Raw genomic sequence first — 26981 nt, 5'->3', positions numbered from 1 at the left:
TATGCTGCTTACTTTTATTGGTGTCCCGCTTTCCGTGATTGGGACACTCATGCAATGGCCAACCATGATTCTTTTTGTTGTTTATTGTATTTCAATTATCGCCCTTGCCAGCTATATGGGGAGGGCAACGGAGAGTTTGGCGATTGTCGCTGGACCACGGGTAGGCGGACTCCTTAATGCTACTTTTGGAAATGCAGTGGAATTAATCATTTCAATCTTTGCTTTAAAGGAAGGATTGGTTGGAGTTGTTCTCGCATCCTTAACGGGTTCTGTACTCGGCAACCTGCTCCTAGTTGCTGGATTATCATTTTTTATTGGAGGATTAAAATTTAAAAGGCAAAAATTTAATGTACATGATGCACGCCATAATTCCGGTCTGCTCATGTTTGCGGTCATCGTTGCATTTGTAATACCAGAAGTTTTTTCAATGGAAATGAATGAGGCGAAAACATTAACTCTAAGCATCGGGATCTCACTTATTCTAATCTTACTTTATCTAGCAGCTCTTTTCTTTAAACTGGTTACTCATCGAGGGGTCTATCAGAGCGAGAATGCTGAAACACACCATGAGGAAGAGCCTGAGTGGAGTAAAGGTAAGGCTATTGGTGTTCTATTGGCAGCCACTTTAGCTGTTGCCTATATATCTGAAAATCTTGTTCATACATTTGAATATGTAGCGGAATCATTTGGCTGGACGGAGTTATTCATAGGGGTTATTATCGTTGCCATTGTTGGTAACGCAGCTGAACACGCGTCTGCTATTGTCATGGCCTTTAAAAATAAAATGGATATAGCGGTAGAGATTGCTATCGGTTCAACACTCCAGATTGCCATGTTTGTTGCTCCAGTATTAGTCTTAATCTCACTTTTCTTTACCAAAACTATGCCGCTTGTTTTTACCATGCCAGAGTTAATTGCCATGGTAACCTCGGTACTGCTCATGATTGTAATCTCGAATGACGGAGAATCAAACTGGTTTGAGGGACTGACCTTACTTGCGGCCTACTTGATTATGGGCATAGGTTTTTTCCTGCTATAAAACAGAATCATGTAAAAAGACTCTGAGCCAAGTCGGCACAGAGTCTTTTATTAATTAGTCATTCGATGTAAGGGTAAATCTTGGAAATATGCTATAATGATCGAGCATATGCTATATGGGGTAAAACCAATCGCGTTTACGTGGGCCCATCAATCACCAACCTTCATGTTTAATTTATAATAGAAAAACACGAGTGTTGAATTTTCATATATGAGTGGAATCCCAACCTCCTTAATGGTAAATGGTTCGTCGATTGATTACTGCCCTCCTTCTTTAAAGGTTAAGTATATTATAACCGGTTATTTGAATTTTGTAAATGTTCTGATTAATTTTTTTAAGGAGAAAAAAATGGCATTATTGTACCGCTCATTATTTTTTGTTGTAGGATTAATGATTATGACATTCGGTGTTTGTTTAACCATCAAAGCTGAGTTGGGAGCTGGGGCTTGGGATGCACTGAATGTTGCACTTACTGAATGGATAGGTTTGACGATTGGCAGCTGGATCATCATCGAAGGTGCAGTGTTAGTATTTGTAAATTCCTTATTGGTAAAAAGAAAACCGGAGCTACTATCGCTATTAACGATCACCTTAATTGGATCTTTAGTGGATTTATGGATGTTTTTTGTATTTGAATCATTTGTGGTTTATGGATTAATGATAAAATTCGTTACCTTAATTCTTGGAATTTTCATCATAGGGCTTGGTGCGGCTATCTATTTACAAGCAAAGTTTCCTTCTAGTCCAATTGATGGTTTTATGATGGCCATTAGAGAACGTTTTCGAGTAAGTTTAATGATGGCAAAGACGATTGGAGAAATTATTGCTTTAATCCCAGCGCTGATTCTACAAGGACCCATCGGTATAGGTACAATCATTATCACTTTTACTATTGGTCCCTTTGTTCAACTGTGTTTCCCTTATTTTGAAAAATTAATGCAAAGACTGATAGAAGGGAATTATAAGGGGAAATAATGAAATATTTCGCTGTAATGGATAAAAGTTTTCAACTCCGAAAACACTATGAGCAGACTTATTACTGCTATATTGTGAAAGGAGTTTTTCTTTGTGAAAAAGTTTATCCCTGTCGTTATAACACTGCTATTACTTTTAGCTTTTCTTCCAACTGCTTCTGCTGAAAAGGCAAATGCAAAAAAGGAACCAGCGAACTATCAAGTTCCTGCATCGGTTCGTAATATTACGAAGGAAAATACGTACCCCAATTCAACACAGGACTTACCTACCTTACAGCCTAGTGAGTTAACGAAAAAGCTGATTGATTCATCAAAGGTGAAGATTGAAAATCCCGATTTAATACGCATGCTCAATGAATCCAGTATTAATAGCACACCGTTTGCAATCGGTTATCGTGCAATCGTCTACCTTGGACAATGGCCATTAAATTACGAATCAACCGAAACCGCTCCAAACTGGGAGTATCAAAAAATTAATACAAACTACTATGATAATCGCGGCGGTAAAGTACCTTACCAGATTCATTATGTACAAGAGGCTCAAAAAATCATCCGTGGCGGATTAACCGCGAAAATCGCAAATGCAGAGGATGTTAAAAAGATGATGCTGTTAAAGGCAATGGAAAAAACACATCTTCCGCTGGCATTTGAAACGATTATTGGATCAGGAACGAAGAACGATCATGTCTACAATATCCCAGTTAATCGACTAGGATACTTATATGCCTATGCACCTGCGGTCAATGAAAAAGGCAAAGTCACCTATGGTGAAGTTTATTTAATGCTTAAGGGTAGTAAAAAAATTATCGTCATTAAAAATGTAACCTCCCAAGGAATTGGAGCATGGATTCCGGTACAGGATCATGTTTCATTTGGTTTTGCTGCATCAGAAAGACCAAGATGATTTTGGAGAAAGAACTCCTGCCAAGTTAAGTAGGGGTTCTTTTTTGAAAAAGAGCTGCAGAAAGTGTAGGATATTGATATAGAAGGGGGAGAATCAACTTTGGGCAGTCCGACTCATGAGAAAAATTCACAAGTTAGTTTTTTAAAGCAGAGATTGAACATGTTCCTAGACGTATTGGATGCAATCGATCCAGAGGATACGGATCTTGATGATATCGATAATTTAATTAAAATGATTGATGAATTAGAAAACAAGTGTAAGGAATTCAATCATCGTGAAGCTCCAGAGTCTGTTTAATTACAGGCTCTTTTCTATTGGGAAAACCTTTATCTTTCAATCAATTGCTTATAGGAGTATAATAATATCGTCAAATAGTTGTAATTTTTAAATAGATTGCGAATCGGACAAGGGGAAAGGGGTACATTAGGTGAATATCGAGAAATTTCAGGAGAGTATGTACAAATTAGTAGTTGAAACTTCTACAAAGCTTCCAAAAGATGTACGCCGTGCAGTTAGTGCGGCAAAGGAAAAGGAAAACGCAGGCACAAGTGCAGCGATGAGCCTTGCAACCATTACCAATAACATTAAAATGGCAGATGATCAAGTCTCACCTATTTGCCAGGATACGGGATTACCAACATTTAAAATTAAAACTCCGGTTGGTGTAAACCAATTAGAATTAAAAGAAGCGATCAAAAATGCAATTGTAATCGCAACCAAAGAAGGAAAACTGCGTCCTAACTCTGTTGATTCCCTAACAGGTGAAAACAGTGGTGACAATCTAGGAGCTGGGTTACCGGTTATTAAATTTGATCAATGGGAAAAAGATTATATTGATGTTCGTCTGATTTTAAAAGGCGGCGGATGTGAAAATAAAAACATCCAATATAGTCTTCCATGCGAGTTAGAAGGACTTGGCCGAGCAGGACGTGACCTTGATGGTATTCGGAAATGTGTCATGCACTCTGTTTATCAGGCACAAGGACAAGGCTGCAGCGCTGGTTTTATTGGGGTAGGGATCGGCGGCGACCGTTCATCTGGTTATGATTTAGCAAAAGAACAATTATTCCGCTCTTTAGACGATGTTAATCCAAACGAAGAGTTACGCGCGTTAGAAGAGTACGTTCTGGAAAATGCAAATAAATTAGGAATCGGCACGATGGGATTTGGCGGAGAAGCAACGTTGTTAGGCTGTAAGGTTGGGGTAATGAATCGAATTCCAGCAAGCTTCTATGTATCTGTCGCTTACAACTGTTGGGCATTCCGCCGTTTAGGCGTAAGTGTAGACCCAGTGTCCGGAGAAATTAATGAATGGATGTACCAGGAAGGCGATTTCATTGATTTCACTGAAACAGAAGCTGAGAAAGAAACAGCTGCCGCTCGTGCCAATGATGTTATCTCTCTCCAAGCACCAATCACGGAGGAACAAATTCGCGAATTGAAGGTTGGCGATGTTGTTCAAATTAACGGAATGATGTATACAGGCCGTGACGCCATTCATAAATATCTGTCAGATCATGATTCACCAGTGGATTTAAATGGACAAGTCATCTACCACTGTGGTCCAGTTATGTTGAAGGATAAAGAAGATGTCTGGCATGTTAAAGCGGCTGGCCCAACCACAAGTATTCGTGAGGAGCCTTACCAAGGTGACATTATGAAGAAATTTGGAATCCGCGCTGTTATCGGAAAAGGCGGAATGGGACCACGTACGTTGGCTGCTCTTAAAGAGCATGGCGGTGTATACCTGAATGCTATTGGCGGCGCTGCACAATATTATGCAGATTGTATCAAGGGCGTTGAAGGTGTTGACTTGATGCAATTTGGTATTCCTGAAGCGATGTGGCACCTGCGAGTAGAGGGCTTCACAGCCGTCGTAACCATGGACTCACACGGGAACAGCCTGCATGCAGATGTAGACAAGTCTTCATTAGAAAAATTAGCACAATTTAAGGATCGCGTTTTTAACTAAAGGATTGGCGGGCAGGCTCTAATATGGGGTCTGCTCTTTTTTTTGCCGGATCAGGTTGATTTGTAGAACCAGTCCGGTTTTGTGTAGAAGCAGTATGGTTTTATGTAGAAACAGGTTTGGTTTTGTAGAACCAGTCCGGTTTTGTGTACAACCTGTATAGTTTTTTGTAGAAGCTGTATGGTTTTGTGTAGAAGCAGGTTTGATTTTGTAGAACCAGTCCAGTTTTGTGTAGAAGCTGTATGGTTTTGTGTAGAAGCAGGTTTGGTTTTGTAGAACCAGTCCAGTTTTGTGTAGAAGCTGTATGGTTTTGTGTAGAAGCAGGTTTGGGATTTGTAGAACCAGTCGGTTTTGTGTAGAAGGTGTATGGTTTTATGTAGAAGCAGGTTTGGTTTTGTAGAACCAGTCCGGTTTTGTGTAGAACCTGTATAGTTTTTTGTAGAAACTGTATAGTTTTTTGTAGAAGCTGTACGGTTTTGTGTAGAAGCAGGTATGGTTTTGTAGAACCAGTCCGGTTTTGTGTAGAAGCTGTATGATTTTATGTAGAAGGTGTATGGTTTTGTGTAGAACCTGTACATTTTTGTGTAGAACATGTAAAGTTCCCCAGAAAATAAAACAACAAAATAATTTGGAAAACTATAAATTGTCACTAAAGCTTCATAATAAAACTGAAATATAAGAAGGATATGCCAAATTGATATAGAAAAGTTACATCAAACCATTTAGGAGGGACTTTATTGTTTGATAAAAATTTTACGACACCTATATCATTACTACAGGCCGAGGCTTTAGAAAGAAGGCTAAAGATAAATCATGAAAAAATGTCTGAAATAAAAAATAACATAAAAATATTAAAGTCAGGTTATAATGGCGAAAAAGAATTAAATTATCAATTGGGGCAAATTCCTCATCATAAATACCACATTTTACATGACCTCCGACTCCCTGCAGGCGAAACATTTTTTCAAATTGATGTACTGCTCCTTGCACCCAATATTCTTATTATTCTTGATGGAAAGAATCACTCAGGCAAAATAACAATTGAAAAAAATCAAATGATTCAAGAAACTGCTGACACAAGAGAGATTTATGAGAATCCTATTTCCCAGACGAATCGACACAAAATATTATTGAGAAATTGGACAGAGAGAAATAAACTACCTCCTATTTTTATGGAAAATTTAGTTGTCTTTACGAGATCGTCCAGTGAAATTATTATAACCCCAGGTTACAAAGAAGCGGAAAATAAAATTTGTAAGTCACATGATTTAATAAAAAAGATTGAGGAATTGGAGGGTTACTATAAAAAAATATGGGTGAGCGAACAAGATATTTTAAAAGTAAGTAACCAGCTTTTAAGAGACCACACACCAAAAAGGGTAGATATACTTAAACTTTTCCAAATTCGTGAATCCGATATTATTATTGGAGTTCAATGCCCAGAATGTTTATTTGCCCCAATGGATTATATTAGAAATAGATGGATATGCCCTGCCTGTCAAATTATTTCAAAGGATGCCCATACTAGAGCTATATACGATTATTTTTTAATCTTCAAACCATGGTTTACGAATTCCGAAATCAGGAAGTTCCTCAATCTTTCTTCCCCAAGGGCCGCTGGATACATATTATCCTTCCTTAACTTTACTCGAACAGGCCGCACTAGTGACAGTATCTACCACCAGCCAATCCTTTTTCCTTAAAATACTAATCATGTTTCCCTATAGGTAAACAAACACTATAAAAAAGAAAATAGGGGGAACACGGATGAAGAAATTATTGTGCATCCTTAGTTTGCTGCTGTTAATGGTGCCTCAGGTAACATATGGTTCCGCTCCCAATAAGCCAATCAATTGGGGATTTAAGAAAGCTGTAGATGAAGAGCCGCCCGATGCTGGTGCAGAGTATGAAAAAATACTTGATAAATACGGTGCCTTTTTTAAAGGAGACCCAGACTCGAAGACGCTTTATCTTACCTTTGATAATGGGTACGAAGCAGGTTATACGGCTCAAGTATTGGATGTTTTAAAGAAGGAAAAAGTGCCGGCAACTTTTTTTGTGACGGGGCATTATTTATTATCTCAACCCGAATTGACAAAGCGGATGGTGGATGAAGGTCATCTCATTGGAAACCATTCCTGGCACCATCCCAATATGACACAAATCAGTGATGAGCGAATTCGTGAAGAACTTAGAAAAGTTAAGGTCAAAACAAAAGAAATAACAGGTCAAAAGAAGATGAAGTATTTACGTCCGCCTCGGGGCGTTTTTAGTGAGAGAACCATGCAAATTGCGAAGGAGGAAGGCTACACGCATGTCTTCTGGTCGCTGGCGTTTGTGGACTGGAATACCAACTCGCAAAGAGGCTGGCAATATTCATATGATAACATTATGAGACAAATCCACCCTGGCTGTATCTTATTGTTGCACACAGTATCGAAGGATAACGCTGATGCTTTAGAAACCGTTATTAAAGATTTGAAAAAGAAAGGCTATAAATTTAAAAGTCTGGATGAATTCAAACCGGAAAAGAAAGGTATTGCAAGGATCATACCGAGTTTCTGGAGAAAATAATGAGTAGGAAAGCTGGATTCGCGTAGAATTCGGCTTTTCTCTGTTAATAATGCTATAATACGGAGAAATCAAACGGAAGCGAAATTTGGAGTGAACAAAATGAAAACAGATCAATCAATTAAAATACAAGAAAAACAGACCTTTCCCTTAACGATCAAACGACTCGGTATTAATGGGGAAGGCGTCGGTTATTTTAAGAAGCAGGTAGTTTTTGTGCCAGGTGCATTACCTGGGGAAGAGGTAGTCGTAGAGGCAACCAAGATTAACCCTAAATTTGCTGAGGCAAAAATAAAAAAAATCCGGATTAAATCACCGCATCGTGTACAGCCTCCATGTCCGGTCTATGAGCAATGCGGAGGCTGTCAGCTGCAGCATTTAGCATATAGTCAGCAATTAAAAGAAAAGCGAGATATTGTTATCCAGTCGCTCGAACGACATACAAGGCTCCAAGTGGACAAACTCGATATTCGAGAAACCATTGGAATGGAAGATCCTTGGGGATATCGGAATAAGAGCAGTTTCCAACTAGCAGGCAGGGACGGAAAGGTTTTAGCTGGATTGTATGGCTTAAACTCTCACCAATTAATTGATATTGAACATTGTGCCGTTCAGCATTCACAAACAAATGAAGCAGTGAATGCCGTTAAGAAAATTCTCGAAGAACTAAAAATTACAATTTATAATGAGAAATCACGTAAAGGAATTGTTCGGACCATTGTTACCCGTATCGGAGTCCAAAGTGGGGAGCTCCAAGTGGTGCTTATAACGAATCAAAACGAACTTCCAAAGAAGGAGCAGATCATTCAGGAAATCCAAAAAAGACTTCCGAATGTGAAATCAATCGTGCAGAACATCAATGAGCAAAAAACGTCGCTTATCTTCGGAGAAGAAACGTTACCTTTAGCCGGTGAGGAATTTATCCAAGAAACATTGGGGGACCTGCAGTTTGAGCTATCGGCTAGAACGTTCTTCCAGTTAAATCCGGTTCAAACCATTAAGCTTTATAATGAAGTGAAAAGTACTGCGGCGCTGACAGGTAAGGAAAAAATTGTTGATGCCTATTGTGGTGTGGGAACCATTGGTTTATGGCTGGCAGATCAAGCTGCAGAAGTACGTGGGATGGACGTCATTCCAGAATCGATTGATGACGCCAAGAAAAACGCCAAGCGACACGGCTTCACCAATACGAAATATGTACCAGGTAAAGCGGAGGAAGTTCTGCCTAAATGGGTGAAAAAGGGCTGGAAGCCAGATGTCATCATTGTCGATCCACCAAGGACTGGGCTTGACGGACAATTAATCCAAACTATGCTACAAACAGAAGTGGAAAAGATCATTTACATCTCTTGCAATCCGTCCACTTTGGCCAAAGACATTCAAATGTTAAGTGCTAAATACGAAGTGAAATATATTCAGCCAGTGGATATGTTTCCGCAGACGAGCCATGTTGAATGCGTGTCGCAGTTAGTGTTGAAATAGTCTGCGATCACTATTCAAGCCATTGTGAGGCTGTTGCAAAAATTGAATTAGTGTAATGTTTTAAAAGCTCAATCTTTAAGGAGATTGTGCTTCTTCTTTTTTAAGGAAACATTTTATGAAACAGGATTTCTCTGGGAGGCACTGTGCAGCTAAATTAGAAACCAAACTAAGGTATTCTAAAATCACTCTTTAATGAAAGCAACAGTTAAAAAAGTATTATATTCAATAATCCTGAATATCTGTGCTTGTCATATTTTAATACGTAGTAGACCCTTACTGCGTAGCAAAGACTTAACTATTAGTTGACTTTGTGAAATAATACCCTTACTAAAAGAATTCAAATGTGGGGGGATTGTAGTGACCGATTTACGATTGAGAAACGAACCGCAAGCAGTTAATTATGATCTTTATGAAAAATATTCACCCGTTCCAATGGAGTGCTGGGATGGAGAACTGATTGGAGCCGATGAATACGGAGAAAAACAGCGTGAAAATTTGCTGTTATTACTTATCTACAATATCGGTATTCAAAGAACATAGATATAGTTTTATATTAACTTATATTTTAGCCCTTCCCAATATTGATTTGACAGATGAAATGTCCTTGGATCAATTGCTTCCTTGGTCATCATCAATTCCTGTAAATTGAATAGTCTTTAATAAGTTATCTAAATAATACTATTGGCTCCCATCTTGATGAAGGTGGGAGCTATTTTACGCTTACTTAATAAATAGTGTACGAATAAGGGTTCGATATTGTGAAGGAATTCACTTAAGCAAAACCAGCCAAAAGTTTGTCAACATTTTTTAATAAAAAGTTTATTAGACTCATGATATACTAAAATGTCCATGCCAAATAACCTTCCGATGTACTCTAATTGGAAGGTTTTGTTGTATTTAGTTAGATATAGGTTCTAAGCTATATCTTGGAAAGTTGTTCTGCTTTTTAGTAAGGCGTATATCCAATGTAAGAGCTTATTTACACATGCAATGATCGCTACTCTAAAGGGTTTTCCTTCTTCTCGTTTCTTATCGTAAAACTCTCGTAGTCTTCTATTGCGTGGAATGATCTCATCCGTCGTTTTCTTTTTACGGGAATCCCGAATTCCACTTTGTACAGCCATATACAATGCGTGGCGAAGCCTACATGAGCCACGTTTGGTTATTCGGTTTACTGATGCAGTAAACTTTCCATAAGAGTCCACACTAGGATCTATTCCAGCGAAGGCAACTAACTTCTTGGCATCATTAAACCGATCTATCTCTCTGATTTCAGAAATAATCGTTGCTGCGATTTTTTCTCCTACTCCAGGGATAGATTGAAGGATCTCATATTCTTCAATTTCACTAGCGAGGGCATCTATTTCATTCGCAATATTGGATAGATGCTCTTGGTATTGAAGAACAATCTTAACCAAAATTTCAAGGTTAAAAATATGACTATCGTAGAGATTGTTTTGAAAAGGATCACGAAGGGCTGCTTCTCTTAATTTCTGTGCCTATTCCACCTCTTGAAGGAATTCTAATAAACTTTCTAACCCTTTAAGATCATGTTTAATACTAAAACTCTTACGATATTGTTTACCTTTATCTAAAAATGCTTGAACTTGGCTTTCTCCTTTTGATACATCCAGACCAATCACTGGATTCATATTGATTTCTTCTCCTCCTAGAAATACATATTAGTCGGTATCCCCTAAAGCTGCATGTAATGTCATAGGTTCGCTTGTTAAACGGGATCATGGTCCCAACCAGCCTGAAACATGTTTATACAAGTAGGGGATGAACAGTTTAGCTGACGGGATCTAGTCCCACGGGGGCGACGTTCTACCCCGACTACCGTAATCATATGACCAAATAGAAAAAGGTCAACCAGAAAAATCTGGCTAACCTTATATTACGAACGGGGGCATTGACCCAGGAAGGATTCCTCCCTTTTTTGCAGAATTCCTTATTGAACAAACGGGAGGTTAGTTCAATAAGAATTTTTCGTAAAAATAAAAATGCCCTCCCAGTGAGGACCTTATTTTTTATTATTTTTCTTTTGCTATTTCCTTCCTATTCGGAGCAAGAGGTGGCTGTTCTAACCATTTATTTTCCACCATAATTTTAAACCACTTTTTCGTAAGCATAAGATTTTGTAGAATGGTGCTTTCGTAAGTAGATACAAGGTCTGTTCGCATTGCGGATGCTAAACCTGCCCCGTGGTACGCTTGTGCAGTTTGGAATAAGAAACCAGTATGATACAACATTAACTTATCGGAAAAAGGAGAGTCTGTTGAAGTTGTAACTTCTGTCTCCCACGACTTAGGAACTGGTAAATTATCCGTTTGCATAATTTTTGAAAAATCTTTTATTTGTTGATCAGCTATTTTTTCTGCATACTCGAAAAATTTTCTTACTTCTTTTGTTTGGGTGACCTGACTAAATGCGATTGCCAGAGTTTTTGCCATAATACTTTTTTTCAGGTTGAAAGAAATACTTATGATTTCTGTCGCTGCTAACATTCTACCCTTTCCGAAAAATCCATCTGCGAAATCTTGGCTAGAAACGTATTCAGGGTTTTCAGCAGGATAAAATAAAGGGTCTCTTTGAAAACTTCTTTTTCAAGCAATAAATCAATTGTTTGATGATACATCCTTTTCCCATCGTTATCGCACGAGTCGTAAAAAAACCTTAAGTCCTCTCTGACAGAAACAGCTAATGAAGTGGAGTGCCCTAGCAAACCGTGTAAAGTCATAATGTGTAAATAATTTAAGCAAAAAATATCAGTGAACAATCTTTTTGCACCTTTATTAAGATCAGATTCAGTAAATCCAATCGGAACAGGAAAATTCTCATTCTCCAAAAAAGCAACAATTTGTTGCTTTTGCTTTTCGAAAGTCTTGATAGCATCCTCAAAGATGGCTTTTATTGACTCGTCTTCAATAATAGAAATCATAAATCTATTTACAATATCAACGGCTGTTCCATTTACATACTCTCCCCACAAAGTTCCTATTTCGGAAGATGTGAGTTTTAATTTATCATTTTCCATCCTGTCACCTCTTTAATATTATTTACCAATTCATCAAGAGATATGAATTTCTTATTAGACTTTCGGGGCAATAGTTATAAACCCAGCTCCCATTGTAGTGGCTTTTTCTTATTGTGCTAACACAAGAAGGTTAATTTAAGAAAATAGATACCCAAGGGATTTATTGTCTCTGTGGGTTATGAAGGTTTACAATTTCTAAATCTCATTAAAATTCTATTACCATCTTAGCTAATTGTATAACTTGAAGAACCCTATGGTAATTCACCCAATAAAAAAACATCCGATTATTCGGATGCATACTTAATTATTCCATGTAAATAAACTGAGTATTCTCTCTTTACATATTCTCTCAATTATTCTTTTGTCTGTTTCTAATACCCTAACCAATTCTTGAATCTTTTTTTTCATTTTCTTTTGTAGTAGGAATATCTAATGAAAACAAATTACCTCGACTACTATTTAATAATTTTTTTAATAACTCAACTTTATTCATTTGATAATCCCCTTTATCTACTATATTCGACATAAAGGCGACTTTTTCCTTTGAAAATCTTATATTGTTTCAAGTTTTACCTACTTCCCACTAAAAAAGGTCAACCAGAAATATTCTCTTATCTGGCTGACCTTATAATACAAATTGGGCAGTTTAGTTAAATAAATATTGATACTTATGGTGAAATTTTAATTGATAGAAAAATTAAAGGTGATAAAGATGAAGAAAATTAAACCATTTTTTATTCTCCTATTACTATATTTAGTGATTATAACTGGATGTAAATCTAATAACAATTCTCACCGAAGTCAAAATTAGTGAATTTGAGTAGAATTCGATAAAATAGTCGGGGTGTTCCTGAACGATTAGATCTTAGGGATTTAGCTCGGAAAAAGAAAAAGATTTTTTAAGATATTTGAATGTTGGGAATAATAGAGTGAAAACGAATATAGATCAAATGCATTCTCTAACTGGCGGAGGATGTTATGATTTTGAATATAAAAAAGGTGCTTAAATGGCGTAAAAAAGCGAAATCTTTAAGATTTCGCTTTTTCTATCATAGAGGTAGTAAAAAGAAATACCCACGATAGAAGTTGAGTTCCTATAACAGATGTCATAATTCTTCTATGTTCGGATGAGTTTTTCCTAACAAAGTATAAAACGAAGGAAGCTGCAAAAGTACCTGAAATTAAATGGCTTAATACAATAAATTTCTTCATGAAATCACCGCCTTTTTTTGCATGACTGCGAAGTCTTAGATTAGTATTAGTATTTGCCTATTCAGTTATGATATCCATAGACAAAGCAAACATATTTCAATGTTTGAGCAGATGAAACAAGTGGTGAGTTAGCTATGAATGACGGTGAAAGTTTGGATTTAAAATATTCTCAATCATTGAATTACCTTCCAAACTTGATGAAAGTGCAAAGAAAATTATTGAAAAACATTTTATTTAGGATTTGATTTTCGGTTGTGATTCTTTGAACGAGGAATCGCCATTTTGGTTCCATTGTATGAAGCAGAATGTGAAAGAATGTACCTAAACTAACAGGGCGATTGTTCAAGAAGAGCAGTCGCTTTATCAGTAAAAAGGAGTTATCGACATGGAGAACATGATGATGGTGTATCGGAAGAGTTTAAGAAGAAAGTGTACCATTATATTAGTATTTTATAAACTTCCCAACTAGAGTTAACAAGACTGATCCGTGAGTTAAATAAGGAAACAGCAAAAGTTAGTCAAAGTGTCTGGACAATAATGACTTTTGTATTAGAACAGGATGGTCAGTTCAATATTGATTATAGTTATGAACCATATATCAGAGACCGACGAACTGTATCGTAGAGAACAATTTGAAAAGAAGTACCTAAATTTATAGGATATATGTAAAGAAGTTCTAAATAAAAAATTCCAAAGAGGTTAGATCATCCCGTGAATTTGGTTGAAAAGTCATATTTACTTAGAGGTTTCAATATGATAATCGATTGGACAAGAGGACATATACTTATTAAAGCGGATGAAAAATTTGTTACGGTTTATAGTGAAGCTTTGAATCCAGAACACAGTGGATTCAGCTTTGTTGTTTATTTGAATTTTATTCAAAAGTATAATAAACCCTTAGAAAATGAACTGATAAACGAGAATAGCAAAAATAGGATAATTTCTATAATCAAAGATTACGCCATTAAGAATAGTATAAAAAAAGAGGGGATATCCCAAACATCAGGGTCAGACCCTTTTGGGGATATCCTCCTGAATATATTACGGTAAGATAATTCTGAATTTTCATCAAAAAATATTGTAAACGTTTCCCTCTGCATGTATAATCTTAATTAATAATTGGCTTTCCAAATTAGCATCTAATTAATTTCACCACTGGAGAAATTAAACTAAATTACGCAGTATTTTTAATGAATTTGCCAAAATTACGTGTCTATTAGTAATTTGGTGTAATTAATTATATATATTTTCTATCAAAAATTCTTTTAAAGGATAGAAAGTATTATATACAAATTGTAATCAAAGGAGTTGAAATTTACTCACATTTAAATCAATTCAATTATTATTATGCAAAGCGGGATTCAAATAATTTATCTATTCTAGGGGGAGAAGTAATGAAAACAAAGATTGTCATAGCCTTAATACTTGTTTTAAGCACATTTCTAGTGGCCTGCAGTGGCGGGTCAAATAAATCCTCTTCAAGTGAAAAAGAAAAAATTGAGATTAGACTATTAACCAGGATGGCTGGTACAACAAAACAGGTAGAGATTTATAAAGATATTTTGAAAGAATTTGAGAAAAAACATAAAGATGTCAAGATTATTGATGAATCACAAGGGGATGAGTCAGCATTTAATAATAAATTAAAAACTGACATTGCCTCTGGAACATTACCAAATATTTTTCGGATTCAAGGTGTTGCCAACCTGGGCGAATACATTGACAACGGCTTATTGATGAATATGGATCCAATCCTTAAAGACGACCCAGCTTGGGGAGATGGCTTTACAGAAGGAGCTTTAAAGTATTATCAAGTACAGGGCCATGAAGGAACTTATGGAATCCCGATGGAATCAGGCTTAATTGGAGTTTACTATAACGAAGAATTGTTTAAAGAAGCAGGCATTGATCAGTTCCCAGAAACTTGGAACCAATTGATAGATGCGATTAAGAAACTGGAGAAAATTAAGGTAACCCCGATTGCCCTTGGTGCAAAATCGACTTACATGGCAGGGCATTTACATGACCAAATCTTCTACAAATGGGCAGGAACGGAAGCAGCGAAAAAACTTGGATCCAGAGAATTAAAATGGACAGACAAGGAAGTTGTGGAAACCCTTAAATATGTAAAAGACTTAAATGACATGGGTGCTTTCGGTAAAGATGCAGCTGGTCTAAACGATGAATTAGTCCTCACAAACTTCCTTGAAGGAAAAGCAGGGATGATCATTACTGGACCATGGAATATTGGCAGCTTTACAGATGAAAGCAAAACGAAATTTACTAAAGCTATTAAAGTAGCAAAGTTCCCTTATTTTGAAGAAAAGCCTGAGTTTAAAAATGAAGACATGCAAGTATTAAGCCCGTATATGGTAAACGGTAAATTAGAAGGAAAAGAAAAAGAATATACAATTGAATTGCTGAAAATGCTTACTTCAGCCGATGCTGCAAAGAGGTTTGCCGAAGAATCACAGTTCCTAATCCCAAGAAACGATATTGAAATTGATCAATCTAAAGTCGCGGATATTTTCTTGCAGAATATTGAACTTGGTTCTACTTCAACAGGTATCGCTGTAGACATATTTGACTTTGATCCGCTTCCATCCATGCAGGATCGAACAAGAAACTCAATCGTCAGCATGTTTATTAACGCTACACCTAAAGAGGCAGCTAAAGAAATTCAAGAAGAAATTGATAAGTCAAAATAAGTCCGATCAATAGAATTCCGCAGTGATAGAGCCTTGGTATGAAATAGGATACCTTGGCTCTATATTGCACCTAAACGAAAACCAACAAGATGAATTTTTGAAAGGAGGGGAATAGATGCATTTAAAAACAAATGTTCAAAAGTCAAAAGTACTTCTATTTACTTTTCCAGCTCTAGTCATTTATGTGTTGTTTCTAATTATTCCAATGATTGGTGCGATTTATTTTTCAGTTGTCAACTGGAATGGGATTAAAGGTTCCCCGCTGGAATTTGTCGGTCTAACTAACTATTTAGAAGTGCTTAAAGATGAGGACTTTATTATATCATTGAAAAATATGTTCAAAATGGTCTTTTACAGTGTCCTTTTCCACACACCGATTGCCTTATTATTGGCTGTAGCGATTAATACTAAGTTTAAGGGATATCGTTTTTTTAAAGTTGTGTACTTTGTTCCTACCATCTTTCCTTTAACCGCGATTGGTTTGCTTTGGTATTTTATCTTTATGCCAAATGGTTCATTAAATAAATTATTGGAGTTTGTAGGCTTGGAAAGTATCGCAAGGGGCTGGTTAGTAGACCCTGCTACGGCGATGAATACGGTAATCTTCGTTAATATCTGGGCGGGCATTGGTTATTATATGGTCATTTTGTTGGCGGGCCTCACCACCATTCCTCATGAAATTTATGAGGCAGCAGAAATTGACGGGGCATCGCCGGTGAAGAAGTTCTTTTACATAACAGTTCCCATGTTGAAGCCGATCATTTCACTCTGTATTTTAATGGATATTATCGGAACGGTAAAAGTATTCGATTTGATTTTTGTCATGACAGAAGGCGGTCCAAATGGCTTGACCAACCTTCCAACTACCTTAATGTACTATGAAGCATTCAGATATGATAACTATGGGGTTGGCAGTGCGATTGGAATCATTATTCTTATCATTGCCCTTGTGTTGACAATTGGGAGTGAATTACTCATGAATCGAAAAAAAGAATAGAAAGGAGAAGAATATGAAAAATAAATTGTTATTATATGGTTTTGTGCTTTTTATGGCGTTGTTATTCTTTGAGCCAATGGCCTTTACAGTCATTTCCTCGTTTAAAGGGAATACAGAAATATTTGGCTCGCCATTCAGCTTGCCGGAAGTGTTTAAATTCGAAAATTACGTCATTGCCTGGAAGGAAGCCAATATGAGCGGCTACTTCCTGAACAGTATTTTGATTTCGTTGGCAACCGTTGTTATTGTGGCCATCGTTTCATCCATGGCATCCTTCACACTATCCAGATTCAATCTGAAATTAAACCGATTTTTAGACCTGTTTTTCCTTATGGGCATGATGGTCCCTATGCACACGGTGCTCGTGCCGGTCGCATATATCATCGGGACCTTCGGATTGAAAAATAATTTGGCGGCCTTGGTTTTGCTTTATGTGGCCTTCTCCCTCTCGTTCAGCATTTTGGTTATGACCCGCTTTATGAAGGGAATAAGCGCATCTTTGGAGGAAGCAGCAATTATGGATGGAGCCAGTTATTTTCAAATCTATTATAAAATCATGCTGCCGATGTCGGTACCCGCCATCTCCACTATTTCTATTTTTAACTTTTTAGGCGCATGGAATAACATTCTTTTTCCTCTTCTATTCATTAATGATGATCGGCTGAAACCAATTTCCATCGGCCTATTGAATTTTAATGGCGAAAGAGGTTCTGAATATGGGCCGTTGATGGCAGCCATCGTTATCACCATTATCGTTCCACTAATTGTTTACCTTCTATTCCAAGAAAAAGTTGAAGGCGGATTAGCAGCAGGGGCTGTAAAAGAATAAGCATTGGAGGTTAATTATTTGAACAAACCACGATACAGACAAGTACATTTAGATTTCCATACAAGTGAATATATCCCAAATGTGGCAGGGGATTTTCATGCTGAGGAATTTGTCAAAACGTTAATGGAGGCAAATGTTAATTCGATTACTTGTTTCGCGAGATGCCACCATGGCTGGCTCTATTATCCTTCACAAAATCAGCCGGATTTGATCCATCCAAATCTTATAAATAACCGGCTTCTATTAGATCAAATTGAGATTTGCCATCAATACGATATTAAAGTTCCGATTTATACAACCGTCCAATGGGATGAATATATCATGAAGAACCATCCAGAATGGCTGGCGATTGACGAGAATGGCGGCTACATCAACAGTCAGAACGTCCCGGAACCTCATTTTTATTATACGATTTGCTTAAATAGCAGTTATCGCGATTATTTTAAAAATCATGTACAAGATATTATCGATGTGGTAAAAAGCGAAAATATCGATGGCTTCTTCTTTGATATCCTCTTTAAAGTCGACTGCCATTGTGAAAATTGCTTGAAGCAAATGAGATTAAAAGATTTGGATACAACAAGCAAGAGAGATCGAGTTTATTATTCTACTATTATGTTGGATGAGTTTAAGGCGGAAATCAGCAAGTTTATAAACGAAAGAGTGCCTGGTGTAAGTATTTTTTATAATAGTTCTCACGTCGGCCCCACTTCGAAAAGTGGTTTGGAAAGTTACACGCATCTGGAATTGGAATCATTGCCAAGCGGCGGGTGGGGATATGACCATTTCCCGGCAACAGTAAGATACGCAAGGAATTTAGGTAAAGAAGTCATTGGCATGACCGGCAAGTTCCATACGTATTGGGGCGATTTCCATTCCTTGAAAAATAAGGCGGCATTGGAGTTTGAATGTTTTAATATGCTTGCACAGGGTGCAGGCTGTTCCATCGGGGATCAGCTTCATCCGAATGGCCGATTATCGAAAGCGGCCTATGAATTAATTGGAGGTGTTTACGAAAGAGTTAAAAATGTAGAAGAATATTGTGTCAATACTGCACCACTATCGGAAATTGGCGTTTTAACCCCGGAAGAGTTCTATATTCTAGGCGAGCATAATTTGGGAATAGCTCCTGAATTAATTGGTACGGTTAGAATGCTGCAGGAATTGTCTTATCAATTTGATATTATTGACAGTCAAATGTCCTTTGAAAAATATAAGTTGATTATCTTGCCGGACAGCATCAAATACTCTGCTGAATTAGAGCAAAAGTTGCTTGATTATGCGAACAGCGGTGGCAAGGTGATTGGAACATTCGAATCCTTAATTAATAAAAGCGCTCAAGAAGCAAGTCGTCTTTACGGGAATAAATATGTGGGTGATTCAAAATACGATCGAGACTTTGTTCTCCCGAATGATCGGATGGGCGAAGGCTTACATCAAGAAGAGTATGTCATGTATCTAAAAGGCGCAGAAATCCAATCGATAGATTCGGAAGTGTTAATGCATACAGTAAAACCTTATTTTAATCGTGAAGGCAAGACTTTTTGTTCTCATCAACATGCACCGTCCTCACAGGAAATCGGTCCGCCAGCTGTAACCAAGCATGGTAATGTTATTTATTTTTCTCATCCGATTTTCAGAGCGTACAGGAAGAATTGCCCAATGTGGTGTAAAGTGATGATGAAGGATGCCATTGAAACTCTTCTGGCTGACAAGTTGGTCCAACATAACGGTCCGTCGACGCTGTTAACTACACTTACTGTTGATGAAGAGGCCCATACGAAAGTATTGCATGCGATTCACTATATTACGGAAAAACGCTCTGAGGATATTTACGTGATTGAAGACATTATTCCGCTTCATAACATTGAATTTAAAGTCTTTGTTGGAGATGAAAATGTTACATCCGTCAAAACACTTCCTGATTTAACGGAAATCCATTATCAAAGAGTGGGTCCCTATATAACATTTGCGATTGAAAAAGTGGAAGGGCATCTGATAGTAAAGATTGACTGAATGCTAAAAAAGGAGAATGATAATATTAAGGTAGGATTAAGTACGTATAGTTTAGTCAGAGATTTACGGGCAGAAACAATGACCGTCTTAGATGTCATCCAGTGGATCGCGGATAACGGCGGTGAACATATGGAGATGGTGCCATATGGGTATTCTGTTGTTGATAACGTTGAATTGGCCGATCAAGTCAGGGAAAAAGCGGAATCTTTAGGGATTGAATTATCTGCCTATTCGCTGCCGGCAAACTTTGATCAGGAGACAGAAGAAGCATTCCAAGAAGAAGTGGAACGAATTAAAAAACATCTCGATATCGTTAACCGATTAGGCATTAAGATCATGCGTCATGATGTAACAGCCTTTACGTTAAAGCCAAAAGAAATGACGATTCATTATTTTGAGGAGCATTATGAAAAACTTGTGAGAGGCAGCCAGCTGCTTGCTGATTATGCTGCACAATATGGCATTACCACAACGATTGAAAATCACGGATTTAATGTCCAATCAAGCGACCGTGTACAAAGAGTCATCCATGGCGTTAACCGTGATAATTTTAAAACCACACTTGATGTAGGGAATTTCCTTTGCATCGATGAAGACCCGCTAGTAGGGGTTAAGAAAAATATTCCTTGTGCGGCGGAATAATATCCATGCGGAAATCTCAATTGGCGCATTAAAAGGCGGCAAGCACGTGTTAGTAGAAAAGCCCCTTTCCATGACAGTAGAAGAGGCTTTAAAGGTGGAAGAGGCAGTACGCCGATCTAATAAAACATTACAAGTTGGCTTTGTCAGACGTTTTGCCACGAACACAAAAGTTTTAAAATCGTTTATTGACAGTGGTAAATTAGGAGAAATCTATAATGCAAAAGCCTCTTGCTTGCGCCGTTTGGGAAATCCCGGAGTGTGGTTTGCTGATAAAGACCGCTCCGGCGGCGGTCCATTAATTGATCTTGGGGTTATGTGATTGATATTTGTTGGTATTTAATGGGGCGCCCAAAAGTAAAATCTATCTCCGGAAATACCTATCATCAACTAGGCAACCGCGGCAATATCGAAAATTTGCGCTTCTATAAAGCAGCGGACTATGATCAGATAGTTTAAGTACCAATGGAGTGTCCGTTAATTTTGATCCGGCCAATATGGTGATGGTCACGGGGGATGATCCTGTCTCTGGTGTAAAGCTGCTTAAGGATTATATCGTCCATACTCATGTCAAGGATGGAGTCCGGTTAAAACCGGTAGATCCCCGAGCTGTCTATGATGCTGTAGGCTATGGAGAAGGCGTGAATCACGAGAAAATATCCCAAATGGTAGCTGAAGGAGAATATTTTCGGGAATTGCCTTTAGGAAAAGGAGCGGTTGATTTTTCCGAATACTTCAAGGCACTTAAGGAAATTGGCTATCAAGGATATTTAACGATTGAACGTGAGGTAGGCATCAATCCAATTAAAGACATCTCTGATACAATCGAGTTTATTAAAGCATATAAATAAGGCATTCATTGCCTTTACCCCACATATTTAATCCTTGAAGGTAACCACCAATTTGTTTCCCTTCAAGATGTTGAGTTAAAAAATGATGTTAGGTCTTTTTCAATAAGAGAATTACCATGATTTTTTAATCTTAGTCAATAAATTTTTTAAAAAGGGAATGGAATTAATGGAGAAACAAGACCAGTTATTAATGAAAAAGCAAAATAAGAATTTAGTGCTCGACATCATCAAACATCAATCTCCTATTTCCCGTATGGAAATTGCGAAGCTAACAAGCATGAGTCCAACATCAATTACCCGAATTGTTCATGAACTTCAGGATTTGGGGTTTGTTCGTGAAACTGAATTGGTCACTACCGGAGTAGGCAGAAAGGCGACCTTACTAGATGTATGCGAGAATGTTCTTTATACCGTTGGCGTAGAAGTAGATAAATTATTGATAAAAATCGGCGTTGTCAATTATATCGGAGAAATAGTTGCCTGGCAAAGTGTCCTGAGAGATGAGACAGAAAAATACAACGAGACACTGGAAAAAATAAATCGGGAATTGATGGAATTGATAGATAGACACCATATTTCCTCTGAAAAAATTATTGGTGTCGGTGTTGGGCTCCCTGGCTATATTGATTATAAAAATGGTTTTGTGAAGGTGTCAGACCAGCTGAAGTGGAACAACGTCACGTTGGCAGAGGACCTTAAGAGGATTACGGGATTTAAAGTCATTATTGATAATGAGTTGAAAATGAAAATATTGGCGGAAAATTTTAAGGGAATGGCAAAGGATTCACAGAATGCTGTTCTCGTCGGTATTGGTTCGGGAATTGGTTCTGCGATCATTCTTAATGGTGAAATTTACCGCGGAGATTCGAATAATGCTGGAGAAATTGGACATACGGTGATTGATCCAAGTGGGAATGTCTGCAATTGTGGGAAAATTGGATGTCTTGCTACCTATATTTCTGAAGGGGCTATCATTGCCGATAGCAGAAAAGTAAAGGATATTCAGTCCATTGATGAGGTTTTTGAATCTTATAGAAACGGGGAATCGTGGGCTATCAATATCATGGACCGGGCATCGACTTATATTGCCCTTGCCATCAGCAATATCCTTTGTTTGTACAATCCTGAGGTCATTATTTTAGGAGGAGACACTTTCGAAAAGCTTCCTGAAATTATCCCGCCAATTGAACAAAAATGCAATTTATATATCTGGGAGCCGCTAAAGGAAAAACTGAAAATTGTTTATTCGCAACTAGGAAATCAGGGAGTAGTGCTTGGCGCAGCCATTCAGATACAAAATACATTGCTGGATTTAGAGTGACTATTTTTTGGAAGAGGTGTTTATAGATGGATTCAGTTGTTTTAATAGAAGAAACAAGGGCAGGTTTAGTTGAAAATGTCCATTATGGGATGATTTGCGGTGTAAACGATCGACTGGAAACCGCCTATCATGTTGGGGACCAGAATCATTACACATTTTATCGATCGGCATTAAAACCAATTCAAGCAATACCCGTATTTTTATCAAATATTATTTCTAAATACGGTTTGACAAGGGAAGAAGAAGCGATGTTTACGGCTTCTCATAGGGGAGAAAGCTACCATATTGGAGCGCTGGAATCGATGTTGGGGAAATTGCATGTAAAGGAAGAAGATTTATTTTGCCCGCCTTCGTATCCTTTAAATAAAAAACCAAAAGAGGATATGCTGTGGCGTAATTTAGAAAAAAGAAGAATCTATCATAATTGTGCCGGCAAGCACATGGGTTTTGTCAGCGTTTGCCGGGAAAATGGCTGGCCGGTTGAAGGATACTGGGAAGTGGAGCATCCGCTGCAACAAGAAATTTTACGGATTCTTTCGGTATTATCGGAGCTTTCAGTTTCTGAAATTACGGCTGGAAAAGATGGCTGCGGTGTTCCCGTGTTTGCAATTCCGTTGAAAAATATGGCGATTACGTATTTAAAATTAGCCTGCCCTGATTTAATACAAGATCCTCTTTTACAAAAAGCGGTTATGGAAATGACCAGCGTGATGAATGAGCATCCGCTTATGGTAGCATCTGAAAAATTTATTTGTTCGATTTTGCTCCAAGACGCGAACATTGTCGCAAAAGGTGGCGCACAGGGTGTTTATTGCTTTGGATTGAAAAAAGAAAGGCTTGGTTTCGCCTTGAAGGTTTTAAATGGGTCTGAGGATGTTTGGCCAAATGTGGTCGCGTCGATTCTAGAGCAAATTAACTATGAAAATAAAGAAACGATTGAAAACTTAAGAAAGTTGAAGCCATCCATTGTAAGAAATGATGCCGGGGTTGAAGTAGGAAAGGTGAATGAGAAGTTTTCACTTATTGCCTCTAAGAATTTTTTCGTAAACATGTCTAGAAATTAAGATTGTAAGCAGCACAGTCTCCATTACTGGTACTAGTGCTGCTTTTTTAATGAATGTGGGAGGGATTGGGAGTATGTTGAAAGAAGTATGTGTAGAAAATTTTACATTCGTTCCGGAAGCTATCGAACTTGGGGCGAATCGTGTGGAACTTTGTGATCATCTTGCTGTTGGGGGGACAACAGTCAGCCATGGCGTCGCGGCCCTAACGATTCAATATTGCCACCGCAAGAATTGCAGGGTCATGGCCATCGTCAGACCGAGGGGAGGAAATTTTATTTATAACAAAGCGGAAATAGAGATCATGCAGCAGGACATCACCCATCTCAAACAGATGGGGGTCGATGGGGTGGTGATTGGCTGCTTAAAGGAAGATGGTTGGATTGATGAAGAGACTATGCTGATGTTATTGGATAACGCAAAAGGGGTGGACGTTACCTTTCATATGGCATTTGATCAGATAAATCTGGAACTTCAGTTTCAGGCGATTGATTGGCTAGCTTCTCGAGGTGTACAGAGGATTTTAACTCATGGAGGACCTAGTCATACTTTGATTGAGAACAATCTTGACCGATTGAGGGACTATATCAATTTTGCTGGTAATCGCATCATCATTCTTCCGGGCGGGGGAATCACCGTTCAAAATCTTCCCTTGATCGTTAATACATTAAATATCAGTGAAATTCATGGAACAAAAATACTAGGTGAACTTGGAAGTGAAAAGAGGGGGGACCATGGGGACGGTTCTCGATGAATAAATGGAGCAGGCGAAAATTTTTAGGAACATCTTTAAAAGGGACTGCGGGTTTGTTTATCATTAAGTTCAATGGCTAATTTAGGTCCATTAAGTGAGCTAGAGAAAGGAGGTATGCTTCAAAAACATCTAGAGGCCGCGGGGGTGGTCCAGAAATAGGCTTGGTAAGCATACCAAGCCTTTTGGCATAATTATTTCAAATATTAAAATCGGTTCATCATATTTTCACCTTTCATTCCTTCTTGATTCGCTCCGTCCATCATCCCTCCATTATTATGGCAAGCATTGTACATTTCTTGTAGATCTTCTTTGGATGTATCTGGATGCATTTCTTGCATAAAAGGTAGCATTTTTTCAAAGCTATTCTCTTCTCCAAAGTTGTTCGTTCCTGCTGCAAATACAGCTGTTCCTGCTCCAAGGAATAAAGCGGAACTTAAAATTCCTACTGCCCATTTTTTCATCTTTTACAACTCCTTTCTTTTATTACCTTCATTTTAATGTAAAAATATGCAGAAAAAATGGAAATATCATGTTGATTTTATGAAGTTTCAACTTGTAAATCTCTTTTTATTACAAAAGTATGAACAAATATTAAATATAAGCATCGTGACATATTATCTCCATTAAAAATGCATAAAAACTGCAAATATACCCATTAAATTATAGTTGTAATCAATAGAATGTTTTATTTGTAATTAAGATTACTACCAAGATTCCTACTAAAGAATTGTGGGGCTTAAAGAATCCTAAGCTTGAGTTAAGACTATTAATAATATAAAAATATAGCTTCCCATTTATACCATCTGGTTTAGTTAGTGAGTGCCGGCATTATAGTTGGAATATTAAATTTTGCATTTGCTAGCACCAAAGGTAAAATACCAGCACGATTAATAGAAGCAAATTCTATTGATCAAATTTTGAGTTGGAATCTCATTGAAGATTAAGAAATAAAAAAATGGAGGTTTTAAATGGTTATACAATCCAATATGTCTCCAAAAGCTATAGTTGAAGTGGAAGGAAACAGAACCTGTTTTTATAAAATATAATGTACTGATTATTGAAAAGACATTGGAATCCACTATTGATACTGATATTCTTCCTAAATTACTTGTTGAATTAAATTCCATTGTTGGAAGTTCTACTGCAACTTGTATAGAAGGTGGCTGACAAATGTCACTTAAAAAGGAGTAGGTTACTCCTTATACGTCAAAGAAGGTTAAACAATTACATATTTGAGGCATTCCAAGATAATTATTTGGAATGCCTTTTTATTTTTTCATAGTGAAAACATAGATATTCCCTTTTAGACATAATGCACCTGTTTCACAAAATTGTCATATTTCGAGTCGAGTTCTTCAAAGTTTCTGCACATTTATTTACTATAGTTAACTTATTAAAGTTAAGGGGTGTATTAAATGAAAAAATTTATGATGGTTAGCCTCTTGTTCCTTGTTAGCATCTTTATAGCCGCCTGTGGGACTTCCTCGGACAATCAAACGAAAGGCACCACAACCGAATCCGAAAAGAGCTCTCAATCAGAAAAAGATAAATCAGAAAAAGAAAAAACTGCCTTCATCTATACAGCTGAACAGGGTGCTATCACCAAACTAGATGCAACTAGCAACAAAATAATTAAAACCATAGAGGTTGAAGGTTCTGTTCATAATGTTCAAATATCTCCAGATGGAAAAACATTAGGTGCTACGGTTGTTCCTGGAACAGGAGGGCATGGAGAGCAAACGTGTAGCGAATGTAACCATGAAGAAGAACATGGTGAAGGACATGGGGGCGATGAAGGTGAACATGGACAAACTAATGGCTTTGCTCTCTTCTATGATGCTGAAACAGACCAATTAATTAAAAATGTTGAAGTTGGTTCTCATCCAGCTCATATCGCGTTCACTGAAAATATGAAATATGCACTGGTAACAAACAATGAAGACAATAACGTTTCCGTTATTGATTTATCATCTTATAAAGTAATCCAAAGTATCTCAACAGGAAAAGGACCACATGGATTCCGAATCACTGCAGATAGCCAATCGGCTTACATTGCTAATATGGGTGAGGACACTGTAAGTGTAATTGATTTAGTGGGGATGAAAGAAAGTGAAAAAATTGTTGTCGGGAATACACCTGTTACAACTGGTGTTACGCCAAACGGAAAAACATTAGTTGCAACTTTAAATGCGGAAAATTCATTAGCGATTATTGATTTGACCACTGATAAGGTTGAAAAAGTTCCAGTGGGTGAAGGTCCTGCCCAAGGTTATATACAATCCGATGGAAAATATGCATTTGTTGCAAACCAAGGAACTCCTGATAAGCCATCAGCTAGTGTCTCAAAAATTGATCTTAAAACCAAAAAAGTAGTTGCCACTATTAAGGTTGGAAAAGGTGCCCATGGAATTGTTACAAGTAATGATAATCAATTTGTTTATGTGACAAATATGTACGATAATACTGTGAGTGTCATTAAGAACGACGACAATACTGTTATTGCAACTGTAAAAGTAGGGATGGAACCGAATGGGATTTCTATAAAATAATCGAATATGTAAAAATTAGAGGAGATAACGTCCTTGCATTAGTGGGCAGAATGTCATTACTTTAATAT

At 37.5% G+C, this 26981-nt stretch carries 20 protein-coding genes and 6 pseudogenes; 22 read left to right on the top strand and 4 right to left on the bottom strand.

What is annotated here, in order from left to right:
* Position 1: 1 nt before the first annotated feature.
* The 9 genes from cax to MLOOGBEN_RS07565 all read left to right on the top strand — a co-directional run bounded on the left by cax (position 2) and on the right by MLOOGBEN_RS07565 (position 9479).
* A complete protein-coding gene (gene cax / locus MLOOGBEN_RS07605; RefSeq protein ID WP_256989000.1) occupies positions 2–1039 on the top strand; it encodes a calcium/proton exchanger in 1038 nt (345 codons plus the stop codon).
* Between the two features lie 348 nt (positions 1040–1387).
* Complete coding sequence (locus MLOOGBEN_RS07600; protein ID WP_179157660.1) at positions 1388–2014, top strand: YczE/YyaS/YitT family protein; 627 nt, start codon at positions 1388–1390, stop codon at positions 2012–2014.
* A gap of 93 nt (positions 2015–2107) precedes the next feature.
* A complete protein-coding gene (locus MLOOGBEN_RS07595; RefSeq protein ID WP_179157659.1) occupies positions 2108–2917 on the top strand; it encodes a YfkD famly protein in 810 nt (269 codons plus the stop codon).
* Positions 2918–3016: 99 nt separating this feature from the next.
* Complete coding sequence (locus MLOOGBEN_RS07590) at positions 3017–3214, top strand: SE1561 family protein (RefSeq protein WP_179157658.1); 198 nt, start codon at positions 3017–3019, stop codon at positions 3212–3214.
* A gap of 130 nt (positions 3215–3344) precedes the next feature.
* Positions 3345–4889, top strand: coding sequence for a fumarate hydratase (locus MLOOGBEN_RS07585; protein ID WP_368737768.1), 1545 nt, complete (start codon positions 3345–3347; stop codon positions 4887–4889).
* Between the two features lie 734 nt (positions 4890–5623).
* Positions 5624–6589, top strand: coding sequence for a nuclease-related domain-containing protein (locus tag MLOOGBEN_RS07580; RefSeq protein WP_179157657.1), 966 nt, complete (start codon positions 5624–5626; stop codon positions 6587–6589).
* A gap of 64 nt (positions 6590–6653) precedes the next feature.
* Positions 6654–7460 carry a delta-lactam-biosynthetic de-N-acetylase gene (gene pdaA, locus MLOOGBEN_RS07575; RefSeq protein WP_179157656.1) on the top strand — a complete coding sequence of 269 codons (807 nt, stop codon included), beginning with the start codon at positions 6654–6656 and terminating at the stop codon, positions 7458–7460.
* A 99-nt stretch (positions 7461–7559) separates the two neighbouring features.
* Positions 7560–8939, top strand: a complete 1380-nt coding sequence (rlmD, locus tag MLOOGBEN_RS07570; protein WP_179157655.1) for a 23S rRNA (uracil(1939)-C(5))-methyltransferase RlmD — start codon at positions 7560–7562, stop codon at positions 8937–8939.
* A 357-nt stretch (positions 8940–9296) separates the two neighbouring features.
* Positions 9297–9479, top strand: coding sequence for a hypothetical protein (locus tag MLOOGBEN_RS07565; RefSeq protein ID WP_179157654.1), 183 nt, complete (start codon positions 9297–9299; stop codon positions 9477–9479).
* Between the two features lie 374 nt (positions 9480–9853).
* On the opposite strand, the pseudogene MLOOGBEN_RS07560 reads toward MLOOGBEN_RS07565, so the two are convergent.
* The 3 genes and pseudogenes from MLOOGBEN_RS07560 to MLOOGBEN_RS07555 all read right to left on the bottom strand — a co-directional run.
* Positions 9854–10438 (bottom strand): annotated as a pseudogene (locus MLOOGBEN_RS07560) (transposase); the annotation flags it as partial.
* Complete coding sequence (locus MLOOGBEN_RS29785) at positions 10439–10591, bottom strand: hypothetical protein (RefSeq protein ID WP_483296380.1); 153 nt, start codon at positions 10589–10591, stop codon at positions 10439–10441.
* Positions 10592–10972: 381 nt separating this feature from the next.
* Positions 10973–11976: pseudogene (locus MLOOGBEN_RS07555) on the bottom strand (DUF3231 family protein).
* A gap of 1689 nt (positions 11977–13665) precedes the next feature.
* Here MLOOGBEN_RS07555 and MLOOGBEN_RS29695 point away from each other — a divergent pair.
* The 12 genes and pseudogenes from MLOOGBEN_RS29695 to MLOOGBEN_RS07495 form a co-directional block, all read left to right on the top strand.
* Positions 13666–13812, top strand: a pseudogene (locus MLOOGBEN_RS29695) (immunity protein YezG family protein); the annotation flags it as partial.
* A gap of 129 nt (positions 13813–13941) precedes the next feature.
* Complete coding sequence (locus tag MLOOGBEN_RS07545; RefSeq protein WP_179157653.1) at positions 13942–14238, top strand: Imm74 family immunity protein; 297 nt, start codon at positions 13942–13944, stop codon at positions 14236–14238.
* A 344-nt stretch (positions 14239–14582) separates the two neighbouring features.
* Complete coding sequence (locus MLOOGBEN_RS07540; RefSeq protein WP_179157652.1) at positions 14583–15896, top strand: ABC transporter substrate-binding protein; 1314 nt, start codon at positions 14583–14585, stop codon at positions 15894–15896.
* Between the two features lie 115 nt (positions 15897–16011).
* Complete coding sequence (locus MLOOGBEN_RS07535; protein WP_179157651.1) at positions 16012–16893, top strand: carbohydrate ABC transporter permease; 882 nt, start codon at positions 16012–16014, stop codon at positions 16891–16893.
* A 13-nt stretch (positions 16894–16906) separates the two neighbouring features.
* Positions 16907–17722, top strand: coding sequence for a carbohydrate ABC transporter permease (locus MLOOGBEN_RS07530; protein ID WP_179157650.1), 816 nt, complete (start codon positions 16907–16909; stop codon positions 17720–17722).
* 18 nt (positions 17723–17740) lie between these two features.
* Positions 17741–19738, top strand: coding sequence for an alpha-amylase family protein (locus MLOOGBEN_RS07525; protein ID WP_179157649.1), 1998 nt, complete (start codon positions 17741–17743; stop codon positions 19736–19738).
* Between the two features lie 24 nt (positions 19739–19762).
* A pseudogene (locus tag MLOOGBEN_RS07520) lies at positions 19763–20374 on the top strand (sugar phosphate isomerase/epimerase family protein); the annotation flags it as partial.
* Position 20375: 1 nt separating this feature from the next.
* Positions 20376–20824: pseudogene (locus MLOOGBEN_RS07515) on the top strand (Gfo/Idh/MocA family protein); the annotation flags it as partial.
* A 2-nt stretch (positions 20825–20826) separates the two neighbouring features.
* Positions 20827–21228 (top strand): annotated as a pseudogene (locus MLOOGBEN_RS07510) (sugar phosphate isomerase/epimerase family protein); the annotation flags it as partial.
* A 166-nt stretch (positions 21229–21394) separates the two neighbouring features.
* Complete coding sequence (locus MLOOGBEN_RS07505; RefSeq protein ID WP_179157648.1) at positions 21395–22549, top strand: ROK family transcriptional regulator; 1155 nt, start codon at positions 21395–21397, stop codon at positions 22547–22549.
* 26 nt (positions 22550–22575) lie between these two features.
* Positions 22576–23613, top strand: coding sequence for an asparaginase (locus tag MLOOGBEN_RS07500; RefSeq protein ID WP_179157647.1), 1038 nt, complete (start codon positions 22576–22578; stop codon positions 23611–23613).
* Between the two features lie 73 nt (positions 23614–23686).
* Positions 23687–24364, top strand: a complete 678-nt coding sequence (locus MLOOGBEN_RS07495; protein ID WP_179157646.1) for a copper homeostasis protein CutC — start codon at positions 23687–23689, stop codon at positions 24362–24364.
* Between the two features lie 203 nt (positions 24365–24567).
* Here the strand turns inward: MLOOGBEN_RS07495 and MLOOGBEN_RS07490 are convergent, their stop codons facing one another.
* Entirely contained in the window at positions 24568–24825 is a 258-nt protein-coding gene (locus tag MLOOGBEN_RS07490) for a CUE domain-containing protein (protein WP_179157645.1), read from the bottom strand.
* A gap of 954 nt (positions 24826–25779) precedes the next feature.
* Between MLOOGBEN_RS07490 and MLOOGBEN_RS07485 the strand changes: the two genes are divergently transcribed.
* Positions 25780–26913: a YncE family protein gene (locus MLOOGBEN_RS07485; RefSeq protein ID WP_179157644.1), complete on the top strand. Its 1134-nt coding sequence runs from the start codon at positions 25780–25782 to the stop codon at positions 26911–26913.
* Positions 26914–26981 lie beyond the last annotated feature (68 nt).

It is taken from the genome of Bacillus sp. EB106-08-02-XG196 (assembly GCF_013396335.1).
Classification (GTDB): Bacteria; Bacillota; Bacilli; order Bacillales; family Cytobacillaceae; genus Neobacillus.
This window is presented reverse-complemented; position numbering and strand designations above follow the sequence as displayed.

Excerpts from the sequence above, each read along its gene's own strand:
- cax (WP_256989000.1), top strand. The coding sequence starts at position 2 with ATGCTGCTTACTTTTATTGGTGTCCCGCTTTCCGTGATTGGGACACTC.
- MLOOGBEN_RS07600 (WP_179157660.1), top strand. The coding sequence starts at position 1,388 with ATGGCATTATTGTACCGCTCATTATTTTTTGTTGTAGGATTAATGATT.
- pdaA (WP_179157656.1), top strand. The coding sequence starts at position 6,654 with ATGAAGAAATTATTGTGCATCCTTAGTTTGCTGCTGTTAATGGTGCCT.
- rlmD (WP_179157655.1), top strand. The coding sequence starts at position 7,560 with ATGAAAACAGATCAATCAATTAAAATACAAGAAAAACAGACCTTTCCC.
- MLOOGBEN_RS29785 (WP_483296380.1), bottom strand. The coding sequence starts at position 10,591 with ATGAATCCAGTGATTGGTCTGGATGTATCAAAAGGAGAAAGCCAAGTT.
- MLOOGBEN_RS07545 (WP_179157653.1), top strand. The coding sequence starts at position 13,942 with ATGATAATCGATTGGACAAGAGGACATATACTTATTAAAGCGGATGAA.
- MLOOGBEN_RS07540 (WP_179157652.1), top strand. The coding sequence starts at position 14,583 with ATGAAAACAAAGATTGTCATAGCCTTAATACTTGTTTTAAGCACATTT.
- MLOOGBEN_RS07535 (WP_179157651.1), top strand. The coding sequence starts at position 16,012 with ATGCATTTAAAAACAAATGTTCAAAAGTCAAAAGTACTTCTATTTACT.
- MLOOGBEN_RS07530 (WP_179157650.1), top strand. The coding sequence starts at position 16,907 with ATGAAAAATAAATTGTTATTATATGGTTTTGTGCTTTTTATGGCGTTG.
- MLOOGBEN_RS07505 (WP_179157648.1), top strand. The coding sequence starts at position 21,395 with ATGGAGAAACAAGACCAGTTATTAATGAAAAAGCAAAATAAGAATTTA.
- MLOOGBEN_RS07500 (WP_179157647.1), top strand. The coding sequence starts at position 22,576 with ATGGATTCAGTTGTTTTAATAGAAGAAACAAGGGCAGGTTTAGTTGAA.
- MLOOGBEN_RS07495 (WP_179157646.1), top strand. The coding sequence starts at position 23,687 with ATGTTGAAAGAAGTATGTGTAGAAAATTTTACATTCGTTCCGGAAGCT.
- MLOOGBEN_RS07490 (WP_179157645.1), bottom strand. The coding sequence starts at position 24,825 with ATGAAAAAATGGGCAGTAGGAATTTTAAGTTCCGCTTTATTCCTTGGA.
- MLOOGBEN_RS07485 (WP_179157644.1), top strand. The coding sequence starts at position 25,780 with ATGAAAAAATTTATGATGGTTAGCCTCTTGTTCCTTGTTAGCATCTTT.